The sequence below is a fragment of the Corynebacterium sp. HMSC077D03 genome, assembly GCF_001808545.1.
GTDB lineage: Bacteria > Actinomycetota > Actinomycetes > Mycobacteriales > Mycobacteriaceae > Corynebacterium > Corynebacterium simulans.
The window spans coordinates 189,530-204,493 of sequence record NZ_KV793686.1; the positions used below are offsets into that span (position 1 = coordinate 189,530).

Annotated in this window: 16 protein-coding genes; 9 read left to right on the forward strand and 7 right to left on the reverse strand. The window is 57.9% G+C overall.

Going from position 1 to position 14,964, the window contains the following annotated elements; translation table 11 throughout:
• Window position 1 precedes the first annotated feature (1 nt).
• The 5 genes from pknB (at window position 2) to HMPREF2888_RS04745 (ending at window position 4,343) form a co-directional block, all read left to right on the forward strand.
• Entirely contained in the window at window positions 2-1,942 is a 1,941-nt protein-coding gene (pknB, locus tag HMPREF2888_RS04725; RefSeq protein ID WP_070518384.1) for a Stk1 family PASTA domain-containing Ser/Thr kinase, read from the forward strand.
• A gap of 70 nt (window positions 1,943-2,012) precedes the next feature.
• Window positions 2,013-2,285, forward strand: a complete 273-nt coding sequence (gene crgA / locus HMPREF2888_RS04730; RefSeq protein WP_062036453.1) for a cell division protein CrgA — start codon at window positions 2,013-2,015, stop codon at window positions 2,283-2,285.
• Window positions 2,286-2,355: 70 nt separating this feature from the next.
• Window positions 2,356-3,390 carry a sensor histidine kinase gene (locus tag HMPREF2888_RS04735; RefSeq protein ID WP_168163252.1) on the forward strand — a complete coding sequence of 345 codons (1,035 nt, stop codon included), beginning with the start codon at window positions 2,356-2,358 and terminating at the stop codon, window positions 3,388-3,390.
• A gap of 62 nt (window positions 3,391-3,452) precedes the next feature.
• Window positions 3,453-3,686, forward strand: coding sequence for a hypothetical protein (locus HMPREF2888_RS04740; protein ID WP_070518387.1), 234 nt, complete (start codon window positions 3,453-3,455; stop codon window positions 3,684-3,686).
• A 6-nt stretch (window positions 3,687-3,692) separates the two neighbouring features.
• The gene (locus tag HMPREF2888_RS04745) at window positions 3,693-4,343 is read left to right on the forward strand and encodes a response regulator (RefSeq protein ID WP_070497346.1); all 651 of its coding nucleotides are present in this window, start codon (window positions 3,693-3,695) and stop codon (window positions 4,341-4,343) included.
• A gap of 21 nt (window positions 4,344-4,364) precedes the next feature.
• On the opposite strand, the gene HMPREF2888_RS04750 is transcribed toward HMPREF2888_RS04745, so the two are convergent.
• The 5 genes from HMPREF2888_RS04750 to HMPREF2888_RS04770 form a co-directional block, all read right to left on the reverse strand.
• Window positions 4,365-4,943, reverse strand: a complete 579-nt coding sequence (locus HMPREF2888_RS04750; RefSeq protein WP_070518389.1) for a hypothetical protein — start codon at window positions 4,941-4,943, stop codon at window positions 4,365-4,367.
• Window positions 4,944-4,954: 11 nt separating this feature from the next.
• Window positions 4,955-5,524: a hypothetical protein gene (locus tag HMPREF2888_RS04755; RefSeq protein ID WP_062036461.1), complete on the reverse strand. Its 570-nt coding sequence runs from the start codon at window positions 5,522-5,524 to the stop codon at window positions 4,955-4,957.
• A gap of 56 nt (window positions 5,525-5,580) precedes the next feature.
• Window positions 5,581-6,867, reverse strand: a complete 1,287-nt coding sequence (locus HMPREF2888_RS04760; RefSeq protein ID WP_070518391.1) for a hypothetical protein — start codon at window positions 6,865-6,867, stop codon at window positions 5,581-5,583.
• A gap of 515 nt (window positions 6,868-7,382) precedes the next feature.
• The gene (locus HMPREF2888_RS04765) at window positions 7,383-8,039 is read right to left on the reverse strand and encodes a rhomboid family intramembrane serine protease (protein WP_210386804.1); all 657 of its coding nucleotides are present in this window, start codon (window positions 8,037-8,039) and stop codon (window positions 7,383-7,385) included.
• Window positions 8,040-8,112: 73 nt separating this feature from the next.
• Window positions 8,113-8,634, reverse strand: a complete 522-nt coding sequence (locus HMPREF2888_RS04770; protein ID WP_061925588.1) for a peptidylprolyl isomerase — start codon at window positions 8,632-8,634, stop codon at window positions 8,113-8,115.
• 77 nt (window positions 8,635-8,711) lie between these two features.
• Between HMPREF2888_RS04770 and HMPREF2888_RS04775 the strand changes: the two genes are divergently transcribed.
• Window positions 8,712-9,350 carry an HAD family hydrolase gene (locus HMPREF2888_RS04775; RefSeq protein ID WP_070518441.1) on the forward strand — a complete coding sequence of 213 codons (639 nt, stop codon included), beginning with the start codon at window positions 8,712-8,714 and terminating at the stop codon, window positions 9,348-9,350.
• Here HMPREF2888_RS04775 and metE read toward each other — a convergent pair.
• Window positions 9,330-11,603, reverse strand: a complete 2,274-nt coding sequence (gene metE, locus HMPREF2888_RS04780; RefSeq protein WP_070518393.1) for a 5-methyltetrahydropteroyltriglutamate--homocysteine S-methyltransferase — start codon at window positions 11,601-11,603, stop codon at window positions 9,330-9,332. The genes HMPREF2888_RS04775 and metE overlap by 21 nt on opposite strands.
• Complete coding sequence (locus HMPREF2888_RS04785) at window positions 11,600-12,523, reverse strand: methylenetetrahydrofolate reductase (RefSeq protein WP_070518395.1); 924 nt, start codon at window positions 12,521-12,523, stop codon at window positions 11,600-11,602. Before HMPREF2888_RS04785 ends, metE begins: the two co-directional genes overlap by 4 nt.
• 309 nt (window positions 12,524-12,832) lie before the next feature.
• On the opposite strand from HMPREF2888_RS04785, the gene HMPREF2888_RS04790 reads away from it, so the two are divergent.
• The 3 genes from HMPREF2888_RS04790 to HMPREF2888_RS04800 all read left to right on the forward strand — a co-directional run bounded on the left by HMPREF2888_RS04790 (window position 12,833) and on the right by HMPREF2888_RS04800 (window position 14,948).
• A complete protein-coding gene (locus tag HMPREF2888_RS04790; RefSeq protein WP_168163253.1) occupies window positions 12,833-13,708 on the forward strand; it encodes a GDSL-type esterase/lipase family protein in 876 nt (291 codons plus the stop codon).
• A 110-nt stretch (window positions 13,709-13,818) separates the two neighbouring features.
• Window positions 13,819-14,628: a hypothetical protein gene (locus HMPREF2888_RS04795; RefSeq protein ID WP_061925579.1), complete on the forward strand. Its 810-nt coding sequence runs from the start codon at window positions 13,819-13,821 to the stop codon at window positions 14,626-14,628.
• 116 nt (window positions 14,629-14,744) lie between these two features.
• Entirely contained in the window at window positions 14,745-14,948 is a 204-nt protein-coding gene (locus HMPREF2888_RS04800) for a hypothetical protein (RefSeq protein WP_070518396.1), read from the forward strand.
• The last annotated feature ends 16 nt before the right edge of the window (window positions 14,949-14,964 follow it).

Consider the following 14,964-nt stretch of genomic DNA (forward strand, 5'->3'; position numbering starts at 1 on the left):
CATGGTCAATGACCGCTACCACCTTCGCCAGGTCATCGGATCCGGCGGCATGTCTGAGGTTTATGACGCCGAAGACAAGGTTCTGGGGCGCGCGGTTGCTGTCAAGATGCTGCGCCCCGAAATGGCGCGTGACATTAATTTCCGCGAGCGCTTCCGCCGCGAGGCTCAAAACTCCGGCAAACTGAACCATCCCAACATCGTCTCTGTTTTCGATACCGGTGAAAAGACCGTCGATGGCATGGCGATCCCCTACATCGTGATGGAGCTGGTTAACGGCCGTACCCTGCGCGATATCGTTCGTGAAGACGGCCCACTTCCAGCTCAGGAGGCAGCGCAGCTACTGGCACCCGTGGCAAATGCACTGCAGGCTTCCCACGAAGCCGGCATCATCCACCGCGACATCAAGCCCGCCAACATCATGCTCACCAACACCGGCCAAGTGAAGGTGATGGACTTCGGCATCGCGCGTGCGCTCGATGATTCCACCTCCGCCATGACACAAACCTCTGCGGTCATCGGCACCGCTCAGTACCTGTCTCCTGAGCAGGCCCGTGGCAACCCAGCGGATGCACGCTCCGATGTCTACGCATTGGGCTGCGTGATGTACGAGGCCGTCACCGGCCGCACCCCTTTCGAGGGCGAGACCCCGTTCGCGGTGGCGTACCAGCATGTTCAAGAAGAGCCGGTTCCGCCTTCGCAGTACATCGACACGACGCACCTGACTAATACCCAGCGCCTCAACATCGATGCGGTCATTCTGACTGCCATGGCCAAGCACCCGGCGGATCGGTACCAATCCGCCTGGGAGATGAGCGAAGACCTGCAGCGCATGGCCAATGGCCAGCTCACTGAAGCTGCGCGCGGCCACGTTAGCGAGGAAGAGCAAGCGACTTCGATGGTCTCTCCCGTTGTGGGTGCACATCGCGCTCCTGTGCAATCCACTCGCCCGGAAGAGGAAGAAGAGGGCGGCAATGGCTTGAAGTGGCTCGCGCTTTTCTTGGCGGGCCTGTTGGTTGCCATCATGGGCTACTTTGCTTGGGACTTCTGGAATGCCTCGCGCGAGGAAGATCGTGCTGCTCAGCAGCAAGAGGAGGCGACCGCCCGCGCCAATATGGTCGTTGTTCCCGAGGTAGAAAAGCGCCCACGCAACGAGGTCGTCGCCGAACTCGAGAAGATGGGCCTGCTGGTTACCGTCAACGAAGAAGCTAACCCGGATATTAAGCGTGGCCAGGCAATCCGCGTGAACCCTGCGCCGGGTTCGGAGCTGCAGAAGGGTTCCTCGATTACGTTGACTGTTTCCTCCGGTGACGAGATCACCGATGTGCCGGATCTCTCCGGTATGACCTTGGAAGAGGCGGGCAAGGCGCTTAGCGACGCCGGGCTTTCCCTCAACGAGCAGGTCGAAGAGAAAAACGACGATGCTCCTGCCGGCCAGATCATTTCTCAGAATCCCGCCGGCGGCTCGCAGCTGTCTAAGGGCTCAAAGGTCAAGGTCACCGTGTCCAAGGGCAAGGAGGAGGCGAAGGTCCCTGACGTAACCGGTATGCCACAAGACCGCGCTGTCAGCATGCTGGAGTCGGTGGGCTTTGAGGTCAACGTCAACGTCGTGGACTCCCAGGAACCGGCAGACCGCGTTCTATCCGTCAGCAGCCAGGGCGGCAAGCTGGCCAAGGGTGAGACCGTCACGATTGAGGTCTCCAATGGCATGCTCATCACGGCACCGAACCTGTTGCACAAAACGCCTTCTGAGGCTGAGTCCGCACTGCGCTCTGCCGGCTGGCAGGGTAGCGTGCGCACCGGCCCCGTTGTTCCTACCGGTGCGCTGGTGGATAACGGCCGCGTGGGCTGGGCTTCTGTGAATGCGGGCGATACTATTCGCAAGAACGCAACCGTGGAGCTCCGCGTCTGGGAGTTCACCACCACGGAGCTGCTCCCGCGCTAGTAGCAGGCGAATTTCGCCTGCTAAAGTAACCGTTAAAAAGAATGCCTAAAGAAAAGTTGAAGGTTTAGCAATGCCAAAGTCAAAGATCACCCAGAGCTCGGGCGTTCCGCAGTCCTCTAGCTCTGCGACCAATCGCACTCCGGTCAAGATCAATTCCGAGGGCACGCCGAAGTGGTACATCGCCATCATGCTAGGCCTGATGATCATCGGCCTGCTGTGGCTCGTGGTCAACTACTTGGCCGGCGAGTCCATCCCATTCATGCAGGAACTGGGCCCATGGAATTACGGCATCGGTTTCGGCTTAGCCATCATCGGCCTGCTCATGACGATGGGCTGGCGCTAAACTTCATCCCCAGACCATGAACTCTACGAGGTTCTATCGTTTCGCTGGCGTCGGCTGCATCATCGTGGTGATGCTGACCGTCGCCGTCGATCCATCTTCCCTAACTCCTGGCGCGCTATTGCTTGCTGTCCTCGGCGTGGCTCTTACCCCGCTCGGTATGAACCACCCACTTTGGGCTGCTACTGCATATAGCGCACTTTTTGGTATTTGCACATGGCATACTGAATGGCGCTCGTTCTTATTGGTCGCATGGAGCGCAGTCATCGTTGGGCTAATTTCCTACCGACGTCCGTGGACTCACGCCGTTATCCCAGGGCTGGTGCTGGTACTTCTTTCCATTATCGATCCTGCACAGGGCATCTGCACCTCGCTCGACCTCTTTAGCTTTGTTCTGGTGTCCGCGATCAATTTGCTGGGTATCATTTTCGGCGTTTCGCTTAAAAAGGCGCGCCAACGCAGGCTCGCCGCTGAGCAGAGGAACCAGGAATACCGCCACGCGCTGATGACCACGCTGCATGATTCCGTGGCAACGACGTTAACCTCGGTGATCATGCGCTCAGAAACACTCGGCCTTCTAGAAACCAACCCGAAGGTGGCTGAGAACTCCACAGCCATCGCGGATGACGCGCGCAAGGCAATGGGTGAGGTCCGCGATCTGCTGCACCTAATGAAAAACGAGGACCTTCCAACGTTAAAGAAAGCACGCTCCACCATCGCAGAAGAACTGGAAGTAATGCAGAGCTTCCTGAAAAGCCATGGTTTCGAATGCACTGTGAAAGGAAAGCTCGGGAAATTAGCGCGTTCCATGGCTTTGCCCAACGATCTGCATTTGGTCTTTTCAGAACTTAGCGCCAACTTGATCAAATATGCCGAAGCAGGTTCCGAAATCACCATCCGGCTACAACGCAATTACCGCGGTCTCGATATAGAAGTCCATTCACTCATCGCTGGAGCCCAGGCAGATCATCATATGACGACTAGACTGGGTCTTTCAGAAATCGAAAAAAGAGTTGCCGCAGCAAACGGCACTTTCAGCAGCGGCCCCCACAATGGTAAGTGGGTAAGTACGCTTTATATCCCAATTTCCAGCATGGTGCGCAGATAAACTTACCTTGTAGTAGGCTAAGGCCCATCGTCTTTATTTCTCTCCCCAATAGGAGTATCCACATGCGTTTTCGTTCTGCTGCAGCCGCTGCCGGTGCGGCCCTGTGTTTGATGGGCACCCCGTTTGCTAGCGCTGCTTCTTCCTTCGGTTCTTCCAATGCCGCTGAGTCTGCTACTCAGACAGAGACCGCCTACACCGGTGGCTTCACCTACTACACCTCTCAGGCAGAAGACTTTGCAAACGTATTCCGCTGCTCCACCAGCCCGCAGCGTTGGTGGTGTGGTCGTAGCCACTAAGCCTCGATGTCCATAAGAGTCTTTCTCGTTGATGATGACCCGCTGGTCCGCTCATCGCTACGACTTTATTTCGAAACCACCGATGACATCGAGGTGGTAGCTGAGGCAGCTAATGGCGCAGAATGCCTCTCGATGCTGGACAACGTTGATGCCGACATCGTCTTGGCAGATATTCATATGCCCACGATGGACGGCATCACTTTGCTGCGCAAAATCAAGGAAAGGCCCTACCCGCCAGTTTTCTTGGCGGTGACATCCTTTGACTCCGATGACACCATGCTCAAGATTCTGCAAGAGGGCGGCGCTGGTTACATTCTGAAAAATCAGCGACCGCAATCCATCATCGATGCTGTCCGGGAGGCCATCCACGGCGGCACCGTCGTTGCACCCGTAGCGATGCACCGCCTGGTGGGATACATCGGGGATGCGCCCCGTAAGGATCCGGTCGCCACCGCCATCGAGACGCATCACCTCAGCACCAACGAGATCAATGTGCTCAAACTGCTGCTACAGGGCAATTCGAATTCCGAGATCGCAGCAGCGCTAGAGATCTCAGAATCTTCGGTGAAAAAGCACGTCTCCAGCCTCATCGTCACCTTTAACGCAAGCACCCGCCTAAATCTTGTGACCAAGATTTTAGGCGGGGCAGGTAGCTAGGCACTGAGGCTAGAACACGGCTTAATACACCGGGGCGTCGTCAATGCGTAGCTCCGAATAGCGCGAGTACGGTGCGCTGACAAAGTACGGCGCACCCTTTTCTATCCACTGCTGATCCTCGGAACAACGCACATCCTGCGAATCCGCGTCGAGCATCATAAAGCCCCACACGAGCTTGCCTTGCTGATTGGCTTCCAAATCGTAGGGGCCAATTTTTTGACCGAGGCTCCAATGGATCTGGTGGACGAAGTTAAAGCCAAACGTGTTCGACATGTACTTTTCAATGTCACCGATTGGCTTCACCGAAACGCTGACCTCAGTGGTCTGCGTACGCTTATCAGTCACGGTGTGGCTAACTGGAACAGTGTAGTCGTTGCGATTAGCCACGCTGGCGGCATCAGTCTGCTTAAACCACATGCGCTCCGCCGTGACATAGGTGCCCTGTGCGCCCGGTGTTGCACAGTGCGTGCCCGGCTTGTAGTCATCGTTCCAGCGCTGCGGCAAGCGGTAAGAAGCCGCGCCGTCGACAGCCTGCGCAGCCGGAGTGGCCGCGCTTACTGCCACCAGCAATGCTGCGGCGATGCGTGCAAACTTGCGCACAGTTGCCTCCCTTAGTTGAACTTCATGTTGTCGCGAGTGGAGACCTCAACGTGGCGCTCTGCTGGCAGAGACGCGGTGAAGGTCTCGCCGGTGCCCTGCCAGGTTCCGTCCTGGCCGCACACGGTCTTCTCACCTTCAAAGTCGGAGACAACCCAGCCCGCGCGCATGACGGCGGTCTTGCCAGGTGCAACGTTGTACGGACCGACAGTCTCGCCCACCTCGTAGGTCTGGGAATCGGTGTAGCCAGCGTTGAACTTGATGTTGACCAGCTTCAGGATGTCGAAGTCAACGCCTACGGAAACGTTCCAGGTCTTGGTCTTGGTCTCCTTGATGGCGCGGGTCAGCGGCAGTGGCTCCGCGTTGTAGTTGGAGACGGTCCAGGTGCCTGCGGAACCATCAAAGTAGGTGCGGACAATCTCAACGGTCTGGCCGGTATCGCCTGGGTTGACGCACTTTTCACCGATGGTGGTCGGGTTAGCAGCGCCGTGGTTGACGGCAGGCAGTGCCATTGCCGGTGCAGCGGCGATGGAAGTTGCAGCAATTGCGGATGCTGCCAGTGCGAGAGTGCGGTTAAAGCGCATGGTGTTACTCCTATTTAGTGAGAAAGAAAGTGAGGTTGGTAGGCGGTGTCGTGGTGTTAATAAGCGGTCTGGGTCGCAACTGGTAGGTCACGCCACTCATCTGGGGTGACGTCAACCTTGCGGGTCGAGCCATCCTTGCCAGTGACGGTGGCTTCTGCCCAGAAACCTGCCGGCGCGGAGGCCTGCTTGAAGTCGTGGACGAGGCTGTACTTACCGTCGCGGCCGCAGTGCAGCTCGCTGTAGTTCACGCGCATCATGGTGGTGCCGTATTCGATGCGTGCGCGCTCACCTGGCTTAAGGTCGAGTGGCGCCAACGCGGTACCCACCGGCATGTAGGCACGCTGTACAGCACCGATGGAGCCGAGCCAGCCCTCCGGCAGGCGGCCTTTATTGCCCAGCCAGTTCATCTGGCCGTTGTACTGCGCGCCCACCAGGTGGTCGGTGATGCCACGATAGGTGTAGTCAGCCTCAGTCCAGTTCATGAAGTCCTGGGAAAAGCCCGGCTTTCGGAAAGTAGGAGCTACGCCCTCAATGGTGTTCGGGTACCACTGCATATCACCAGCGGTGCACTCTTCGCCTTCGCTCGGCCAATTCTCGCGCTGCAGGTCGGTCGCAGGGTTGACCACATGGTCCTGCTTTTCATCGGCAATCTTCTCCAGGCTTGGGCCGGAGACGGCATTGTAGCCACCGTCAACAACCTTGCTGTTCGCACCCGGCGCGCGGGAAGGAATCTCAAGCGCTTGGTCATCAACGGTGCCGTCGGCGTGGATTACGGTTGCCCAGGCATAACGCTCGGCCGGTGCGGTACCACGGATGACATTTGCACCCGAGATATTGGTATAGATGCCATCCTTGCAGTCCACGAACATGGAAATGAAGTCTTTTTCCACGGTGCCGTATTCCACGCGGAAGGAATCGCCAGGCGCAAGCTTGATCGGCCCGATGGTTTCCCCCTCTATCCAGCCGTTGGACAGAGTCAGACCGATGTCTGCCTTTGCGGTGGTGTTCCAGTTGGAAGGCCACTTGGCGGCAGAGTTTGCTTCGATCTCGTGATTAGTACCGGATTCGACGGTGGCGGTGTACGGAACCGTCTGCTTGGTGGTGTTGGTGAACTGGATGGTGCCATCCGAAAGGTAACGGCGGCCAGTTTCACCAAAGTGCCAATCTGGATAGCCCGCTGCATTAGCTTCTGCTGGGCTGCACTCCTGGTAGAGATTCTCAATCGGATAGCCCTGTGGCATGGCGGGGATCTCTGCGTGCGCCGCAGCGGGGGCAACGAGGCTTGCCGCAGACAGTGCGGCGGCTGCTACGTAGTAGCTGAGACGGAGGCGGGGAATGCGCATCACTACGTTTCCTTTTATTCACTATTTTTTGAAGTTTGAGGTTCACAGCGGCGCGGTCTCTCCCTCCACGCGCTGTGAACTACTCACATGACGCTAGTAGGCCACCATCGCATCCTTCAATACCTCAGATACTTTCGGATAATCGCCACTTGAGCTTGCATTTTCCAGAATTTTCCCAGCTATTTTTGACTCCGCGCGCAGCCAAAATTGTCCTTTCGTACACACCCGCTTCTGCCCCCTTCCCGAGTTGCCAACAAGATGGGAAGAAAGTTATCCACAGGCTGGGGATAACTCTGTGAAAATCAAATTCCCCAGGTTTCTTCCACAGCCTGTGGATAACTGTTTTCACCCACTTCCACAGGGGTTAAATTGCAAGGATGTAAGTCTTCTTGCCTGCGTGATCAGGCAAAACTCCGGCCATGCGTTCGAGAAATTACAAAAATGTAGTTATCCACATTGTGGATAACTACTGTGGAATTCTTTCGCACAAGCGTTTGGTGAATAACTCGCCGGAGTTATCCCCAAAACCCAGCTTGAAGGCCTAAAAAGAAACTTAAAGCCAAGAAAACCGTGAAAACTCCGGTCCATCGCACTCCCCGACGGCTGTTAAAAACAAAAAATGCGAGAATCACGCCTGTGAACAAACCACCCAAATGACCCCATAGGGATACACCGGACATCAAAAACGTATAAGCCACGTTGGCCACTACAAGAACAATGGGTGCCCGCAGATCCATACCGCGAGAGTTGTAGAGCCCTACCAGCAAAGCGAGCAGTGCATAGATAGCTCCCGAGGCCCCCACCGTCGGTGTTTGGTAATCCATCCCTAGCATGGCCGCTGAGGCGCCCAGCAAAGAGAGCAGATATACACAGGCATACAACGCCCCGCCTAAGGCCTGTTCGATTTCGCGGCCTACAAGCAGCAGAAGGAACATATTGACAGCGAGATGCCCGAGATCGATATGCATGAACCCGGCGCTTAGCGCCGTCAACGGCGCAGCCTCAAAGTCCGGGCCCCACAGCGTCCAGTCATAGGCCAGCGAAGAGCCGTAATAGGACGCAGTAAGCGAATGCGACTGGATGGCGGTAGCCGCCCACGTCAAGGCGCAAAAGGCGATGACTGTTGCGGTGACCGGCGCTTGTTTTAGGTAGCTTCGCAATGTCTTTTCCATATTTTCCCCAAAAACTTCAATGAGCCCACCGCCACTTTTAATAAGTGGTGGTGGGCTCAGTTGTTAAGAGCTCTTAGGCGATCTCGATGGACTCGATGATGACGTCCTCACGCGGGCGGTCCATGCGGTCCGTATCAACCTTGGCGATCTTGGACACGACTTCCTGGGATGCCGGGTCGGTGACCTCACCAAAGATGGTGTGGTGGTTGTTCAGGTGCGGGGTCGCAGCCACAGTGATGAAGAACTGGGAGCCGTTGGTGCCTGGGCCAGCATTTGCCATAGCCAGCAGGAATGGACGGTCGAACTGCAGCTCTGGGTGGAACTCATCCTGGAACTGGTAGCCAGGGCCGCCACGGCCGGTGCCGGTTGGGTCGCCACCCTGGATCATGAAGTTATCAATGATGCGGTGGAAAATTGCGCCATCGTAGAACGGTCCGGACTGCTCGCCCTTTGCGTTCTGGGTGGAGTAGTCCTTCTCGCCCTTTGCCAGGCCGATGAAGTTCTCCACGGTTACCGGTGCATGGTTACCGAACAAGTCGATAACGATATCACCGTGATTGGTGTGCATCGTTGCAGTTGCGGTCTTCTGAGTCATGCCGACTATTGTATGGAATTTCTTGCTCGCGCGCCGCAAATGACATAACGCCCTAAGCGATCACTATGCTTGAGCCTATGATTCGCGCTGTGCTCTTCGACCTCGATGACACTTTGATGGACCATACCTCGGCTATGCGCGAGGGTCTCGACGAATGGTGCCGCGAGCTAGGGCTTCCCACTGGCCAACATGAACGCTTTGCCGCCATCGAGCGCAAGTGGTTCGCCGCCTATGAGCGCGGCGAGGTCACCCATCATGGCCAGCGCATCGCCCGCTGCCGCGAGTTTCTAGAAAAAGACCTTTCGGAGCACGACGCATTGCAGGCCTATTCGGGTTATCTTGCCGCATACCAGCGCAATTGGCGCGCTTTTGCCGACGCCCTGCCCGCCCTGCAGCGAGCCCTGCAAGCAGGTCTTCGCGTTGGCGTCCTCACCAACGGCGCCCGCGAGATGCAGGAGGCAAAGCTGCGGGCCGGCAAGTTAGATCTGCCAGAGGTGCGTCTCATCGCCACGGTGGATCTGGGAATCCCTAAACCGCAGGCCACCGCCTACCTGGCAGGCTGCCAGGAGGTGGGTTCTACTCCCGCAGAAACGCTGATGGTGGGTGACTCGCTGGCTAACGACGTCGAGGGCGCCCGCGCCGCCGGGCTGCAAGCGGTGCACCTGCGTCGCGACGGCTCGGGCGATATTTCTGGCCTAGACCAATTGGGGTTCTAGCGCGGAGGCCAGCACTTCCTCGCGTGCCAAGACGAGATTGCGCAAAGCCGCTTCCGTCTCGGCGTAGCCGCGGGTCTTAAGACCACAGTCTGGGTTAATCCACAGCCGCTCAGCCGGCACATGGCGTAATGCTGCACGGATGAGCTCGGCCATCTCCGCCACGGATGGGATGCGCGGCGAGTGGATGTCATAGATGCCTGGGCCAATCTCCGAGTGGAACTTCTCATCGATGTCTTGCAGCAGCTCCATGCGTGAGCGCGCCGCCTCGATGGAGGTGACATCGGCATCGAGGCCTGCCACCGCATCGATGATCTGCCCGAACTCGGAGTAGCACAGGTGCGTATGAATCTGAGTGGTCGGTTGCGCCTCGAGGGCAACCAAACGGAAAGCACGCACTGCCCAATCAAGGTAAGCCTGGCGTTCTTCTTGACGCAGCGGCAGCAGCTCCCGCAGTGCGGGCTCGTCGATCTGGATGATGCTGATGCCGGCGTCTTCGAGGTCATGCACCTCGTCAGCCAGCGCCACACCCAGCTGATCCGCGGAGACTGATTGATGCACGTCATCGCGGGTAAAGGACCACGCGAGGATGGTTACTGGACCGGTGAGCATTCCCTTGACGTGCTTTGCAGATAGCGACTGCGCGTACTTGGCCCACTCCACCGTCATCGGCTGCGGGCGGGAGATGTCACCGACAACGATTGGCGGACGAGTACAGCGCGAGCCATAAGACTGCACCCAGCCATTTTCAGTGACCACGAAGCCATCGAGCAGCTCCGCGAAGTACTGCACCATGTCATTGCGCTCCGGCTCGCCGTGCACGAGTACGTCCAGCCCTAGACGTTCTTGCAGGTCGATGACCTGCGCGACCTCCTTGCGCAACGCCTTTTCATAATCGGCGTCGGAAAGCTCGCCCTTGCGGTGCGCGGCGCGCGCGGCACGAATCTCCTGGGTCTGTGGGAAGGAACCGATCGTGGTGGTCGGAAGCTGCGGCAGGCCCAGGGACTTCTGCTCCTCGATGCGCTCGGCAAACAGCGGCTGACGCTGGACCTGCCCTTCCGGCAGCCCTGCCGTGCGCTTGGCGACGTCCCGGTTATGCGTGCGCGCCGATTCCGCCCGGGTACGCACCGCGCGATCGGCCTGGGCATAAGCCTCTGGGGCATCAAGCGGGCCGGCGAAAAGGGCCACGACCTCGCGTACCTTTTCATCAGCGAAGGAGAACCACGTCGCGACGTCAACTGGCAATGTGGTTTCGGCAACGACGGTATGCGGAACGTGCTGCAAAGATACCGAGGTAGTAACCGAGGCGCCCGGAAGCTGCTCCAGCTTGGCACGCAGATCGCGCAGGTTCGCCGCCCACACATTGCGGCCATCAACAAGGCCCGCGCTCACGTGCACCGGCAACTGCGCTACGCGCTCCAAATAATCTGGTTCCAGCGCCAGGGTTCCCACGCTCAAGTCCACCTGGACTGCTTCTGGGCGTAGCTTCGCAATCGCGTCCAATCCCCTGCGAGCTGCGCCATAAGGCGTGGTCAGGTAGATCTGTGGGCGCTTCGCAGTGCCGAGGATGCGTTCGTAGGCCTGAATAAGGGCGTCGGCAAGCGTAGCGTCATCTGCTGCCTGCAGATCAGCCACCAGCGCAGGCTCGTTGAGCTGAATCCACTCCACGCCCGCCGCATGCAGGTACCCAAGCACCTCGATATAGGAATCCACCAGCTTGCCCAGATGCTCGAGAGGCTGGGTGTGGGAACCTTCCGCCGGCTTGGACAGTGCAAGCAGCGTCACAGGACCCACCAGCACTGGGCGCACCTTGTGGCCTGCTTGCCGGGCTTCCTCTACCAGCTTCAGCACGCGCTGCGGACGCGCCTGAAACTCCTGCTCGTCAGCAATTTCTGGGACGATGTAGTGATAGTTGGTGTCGAACCACTTGGTCATCTCCAGTGGTGCTGCCTGTGCATTTCCGCGCGCTAGACGGAACTCATCGGCAAGGGTTTCGCCCTCGACTGCGCCCACCGTCAGCGCGGTTTCGAGGACGTGATCGTAATAGGCCACGTCCGCCGGGATGGCATAATCCTCGCTCAGTCCAAGGTCATGCAGGCGGGCATAGGTATCAAGGCGCAGCGAGTGCGTGGCCGATTCGAAGGTCTCCTCATCGATCTTGTCGGCCCAGAAGGCCTCGAGTGCGCGCTTTAGCTCGCGGTTCGCGCCGACGCGCGGATAGCCTTCGATGGTTGTGTGAGGAAATGGTGCGTTCATCGATTTACTCCGATTCTGCTCAGTAGGTCTTGGGTGATGGCTGGGTTGTTATGCGTATATATATGGAGGCCCTCCGCGCCCGCGCGCAGAACGCCGCGCGCGAGTTCAGCCGTGAGCTCCATACCGATTTCTTGTTCGTCTTCTGGGGTTTTCGCTGCCGCGAGCGCTGCCCGCACTTTTGGCGGGACGTCGAGCCCGGACAGCCCCGCCATTCGCTCAAGGCGGGCCACGCTGGTCATCGGCATGATTCCGGGGATAAGCGGAATGCGCACGCCGGCGAGCCGAGCGCGTTGATAAAAGCGCGCATAGTCTTCCGGGTCGAAGAAGAGCTGAGTTATGGCGAAGTTCGCGCCCAGGCGCTGTTTGGTCAGCAGGACATCGATGTCTTCATCAGCATTGGCTGATTCCGCATGACCATTGGGATAGCACGCCACGCCGACGGCCAGGTTGCCTGCGGCGAAACGTGCCGCTTGCGCTGCTTCCCGACGCCGAATGAGCCGGATTAGCTCATCAGCATGCTGCAGGTAGCCCGCGGGCATGCCGTCTTCCGGAAGATCCCCGCGCAGTGCGAGGAATCCGCGGACACCGGAATCGACGAGTACGTCGACCCACTCGCTAAGTTCCCCTGGGCTACCGGCAGTGCAAGCAAGATGCGCCAGGGGACGCATCGAGGTAGTGCGCGCAATCTGCTCAATGAACGCGGCCGTGCCACGCAACCATCCGGAGCGCTGCGAGCTGGTTACTGCGATGTAATCAGGGTGATAGCTCTGCAACACTGCAAGCAGTTCAGATATCTTGCTCGCATCGGCGTCGTTGCGCGGCGGAATCACTTCGAAGGAAAGCGCGGTGCGCTGACGCACCCGAGCCGTCCATTCATTGATTTGGTCTAAAGGCGCAGAGGCCGAGAGTCGCGGCGTCATGCCCACCTCCTTCGCTGGTCACTTCGATTTCGTTGAGATGAAATGTACCAAGCGGTCTATTAAGAAAGGAGGGCTAAATTTTAGATACTATCTTTAAAACGGTTCTGCCTGCGGGGTTAACGCTTATTTGCGCGAATAAAAATCGCCCAAAATGAACCAAGCTGTCTATCCAAAAGGCGTGGCGGCGGGGGTAACCGGCCTGAAAAAGCAGTAGAATCAAGGCCAATTCCCAATGGCAGACTTGTCTGTACCACCTCTCTTAAACAAGTTGCGACCAGCTCCAAACGCAAACGACATCGAGGCTCTCTCTTGAAAAAACATAAGATTTTGACCAAGCTCTCTGCTGTCTGCGCTGCAGTAGTAACCACCGCAGCTCTTGGAACGGCAGCCGCATCAGCTCAGCAATCCGAGACGGTCCTCTTCGGCGACTCTATTTTTGCCAACCCCACCTTCGATCAAATCGGCTCCCCCATTGCCGAGCTGTCTAGCGCCATGAAGATCGGCAGCGACCCAGGCGCTCCGAGCCCACAGGGCTGCCCGCAGGGCGCATCCAACGTTGGCCGCGAGCTCGGCCGCGCCTCGGGCCAGCGCGTCATCAACTACGCTTGCTCCGGCGCTACCGCTGCTGGCTCCACGCCGCGCTCGGACTTTGTCCAGCAAGTTAACCACGCAGTGGATACCCACACCCTCAACCCGGGCACGCGCAACGTGCTGATCCAGTTCGGTTTCAATGACGTCGTCAACACGAACTTCATCCTTGACCCGAACCGCACGGCTTATAAGAACGCGATGCGCAATCAGATAAACCGCATCCGCGCTGCCGCCCCGAACGCCAAGATCACCCTGGTGGGCTACCCAGCCTTCTCTGCGGCAAACGGCTCCATTTGCCCAATCCGCATCAAAGAGAACCCAGGCCTAGGCGCTAACCTCTCCGCGCTGGGCAGCGTACGCACCATCGAAGACAACGTTAACCATGCGATGTTCCAGGCCGCCCAGGAAAATCATGTGGACTATTTTGACCTACGTTCGGCCACCATCGACCACAATATGTGTGCGCCGACCGGCATGCGCTGGATGGGAGGCGTCTACGAGTTTGCGGAGCCGCATAACTTCTTCAACCACCTGACCCACTCCGGCAACGTTGGCGTGGCGCGCATCCTTTCGGATCGCGTCCTCGCACGCTAGGAAATCCACATAAGGATTAATGGCTGATTAATGGCTATAGTGGCGGGGCCCTCGCGCCGTCACTACGCTGGGGTGAAGCGCACCATAAACTAATTTAAGGAGCATCTGGGATGAACCCCACCGCAATTTCCGCCTCCATCGGTCTAGCGAACAATCTGTGGAGCCGTTTCAAGGATTACCGCGAGGAAAAAGAACTCGAAGCTTATGCTGCCCTTGAAGGCGCCGCCGCACGTGCGGAAAGCCGCAGCAAGGATCTCTTCCCAGAGGCACGCCGCAACGCCGGTGCTGTAACCCAGGCTGCCCACGAGCGTCTCGAGCGCACCATCGCCGAGCTCAAGGAGCGCGGCCAGGAAGCTGGCAAGCAGGCATCTGAGCGCTTCGAAGAGGCTCGCAAGGATGCCAAGAAGGTACAGAAGAAGACCAAGAAGCAGGCAAAGAAGCAATCCAAGGCTGCACGTAAGGCCGCAAACAAGGCGCAGAAGCAGAGCGCAAAGAAGCTGAATAAGGCAAAGAAGGTCAACTTCCGCAAGGAAGACAAGGGCTCCAAGTTCTGGCCATTCGCTCTTGTCCTGACTCTTGTCTCCGCAGTTGCCGGCGGCGCTTACTACTTCTTCAAGATCCGCAAGGAAGCTCCCTCCGAGGTTCCACCTCGGGTTGAGGACTTCGGTGGCGGCGCAGACGCAGCGGCTGAGGGCTCCACCTTGGTCTACACCTCCACCTCCGAGCAGGACCTCAAGAAGGATTCCGACCTCGCTGAAGAGGGCGTCGTCGAGCGCGATGAGGAGCTGCTGGGCTCCATCGATGAGCAGCTGGCAAAGCACAAGGAAGAAGCTGCGGCCGCTGAGGCCGATACCTCCCGCATCACTGATGACCGCGAGGATGAGGGCAAGCACCGCCTGCAGACTGACGAGCAGGAGTAGTAATATCCCCCGAGCAAGGGGGTAGCACTCAAGTTGTCTTGATCTCAATTCTTTGATTAAGAGACCTAGAGCTGATTGAATTCTTGAGTATTTCGAACCTATCTCAAGGAGAGTAAATGAGCTTCGAGTCTCTCATTGTCAAGCTCAAAAGCGGAGCGACCTACTACTTCCCAGCCGGCTCCGTCAGCGGGGATCCTTCACATCGTGTTGACAATCTCCGCTTTGCAATTGAGAACGGCACTATCTTCCATTCTGTTGATGACAACGGTATCGACCGCGAGTTCTCTGGATACGACGTATCGAATTACCACCTTGCATAAAACCTGCAGAGCATAA

Coding starts and splice junctions, on each gene's coding strand:
- pknB (WP_070518384.1), top strand. CDS start 2: ATGGTCAATGACCGCTACCACCTTCGCCAGGTCATCGGATCCGGCGGC.
- crgA (WP_062036453.1), top strand. CDS start 2,013: ATGCCAAAGTCAAAGATCACCCAGAGCTCGGGCGTTCCGCAGTCCTCT.
- HMPREF2888_RS04735 (WP_168163252.1), top strand. CDS start 2,356: ATGCTGACCGTCGCCGTCGATCCATCTTCCCTAACTCCTGGCGCGCTA.
- HMPREF2888_RS04740 (WP_070518387.1), top strand. CDS start 3,453: ATGCGTTTTCGTTCTGCTGCAGCCGCTGCCGGTGCGGCCCTGTGTTTG.
- HMPREF2888_RS04745 (WP_070497346.1), top strand. CDS start 3,693: ATGTCCATAAGAGTCTTTCTCGTTGATGATGACCCGCTGGTCCGCTCA.
- HMPREF2888_RS04755 (WP_062036461.1), bottom strand. CDS start 5,524: ATGCGCTTTAACCGCACTCTCGCACTGGCAGCATCCGCAATTGCTGCA.
- HMPREF2888_RS04760 (WP_070518391.1), bottom strand. CDS start 6,867: ATGCGCATTCCCCGCCTCCGTCTCAGCTACTACGTAGCAGCCGCCGCA.
- HMPREF2888_RS04765 (WP_210386804.1), bottom strand. CDS start 8,039: ATGGAAAAGACATTGCGAAGCTACCTAAAACAAGCGCCGGTCACCGCA.
- HMPREF2888_RS04770 (WP_061925588.1), bottom strand. CDS start 8,634: ATGACTCAGAAGACCGCAACTGCAACGATGCACACCAATCACGGTGAT.
- HMPREF2888_RS04775 (WP_070518441.1), top strand. CDS start 8,712: ATGATTCGCGCTGTGCTCTTCGACCTCGATGACACTTTGATGGACCAT.
- metE (WP_070518393.1), bottom strand. CDS start 11,603: ATGAACGCACCATTTCCTCACACAACCATCGAAGGCTATCCGCGCGTC.
- HMPREF2888_RS04785 (WP_070518395.1), bottom strand. CDS start 12,523: ATGACGCCGCGACTCTCGGCCTCTGCGCCTTTAGACCAAATCAATGAA.
- HMPREF2888_RS04795 (WP_061925579.1), top strand. CDS start 13,819: ATGAACCCCACCGCAATTTCCGCCTCCATCGGTCTAGCGAACAATCTG.
- HMPREF2888_RS04800 (WP_070518396.1), top strand. CDS start 14,745: ATGAGCTTCGAGTCTCTCATTGTCAAGCTCAAAAGCGGAGCGACCTAC.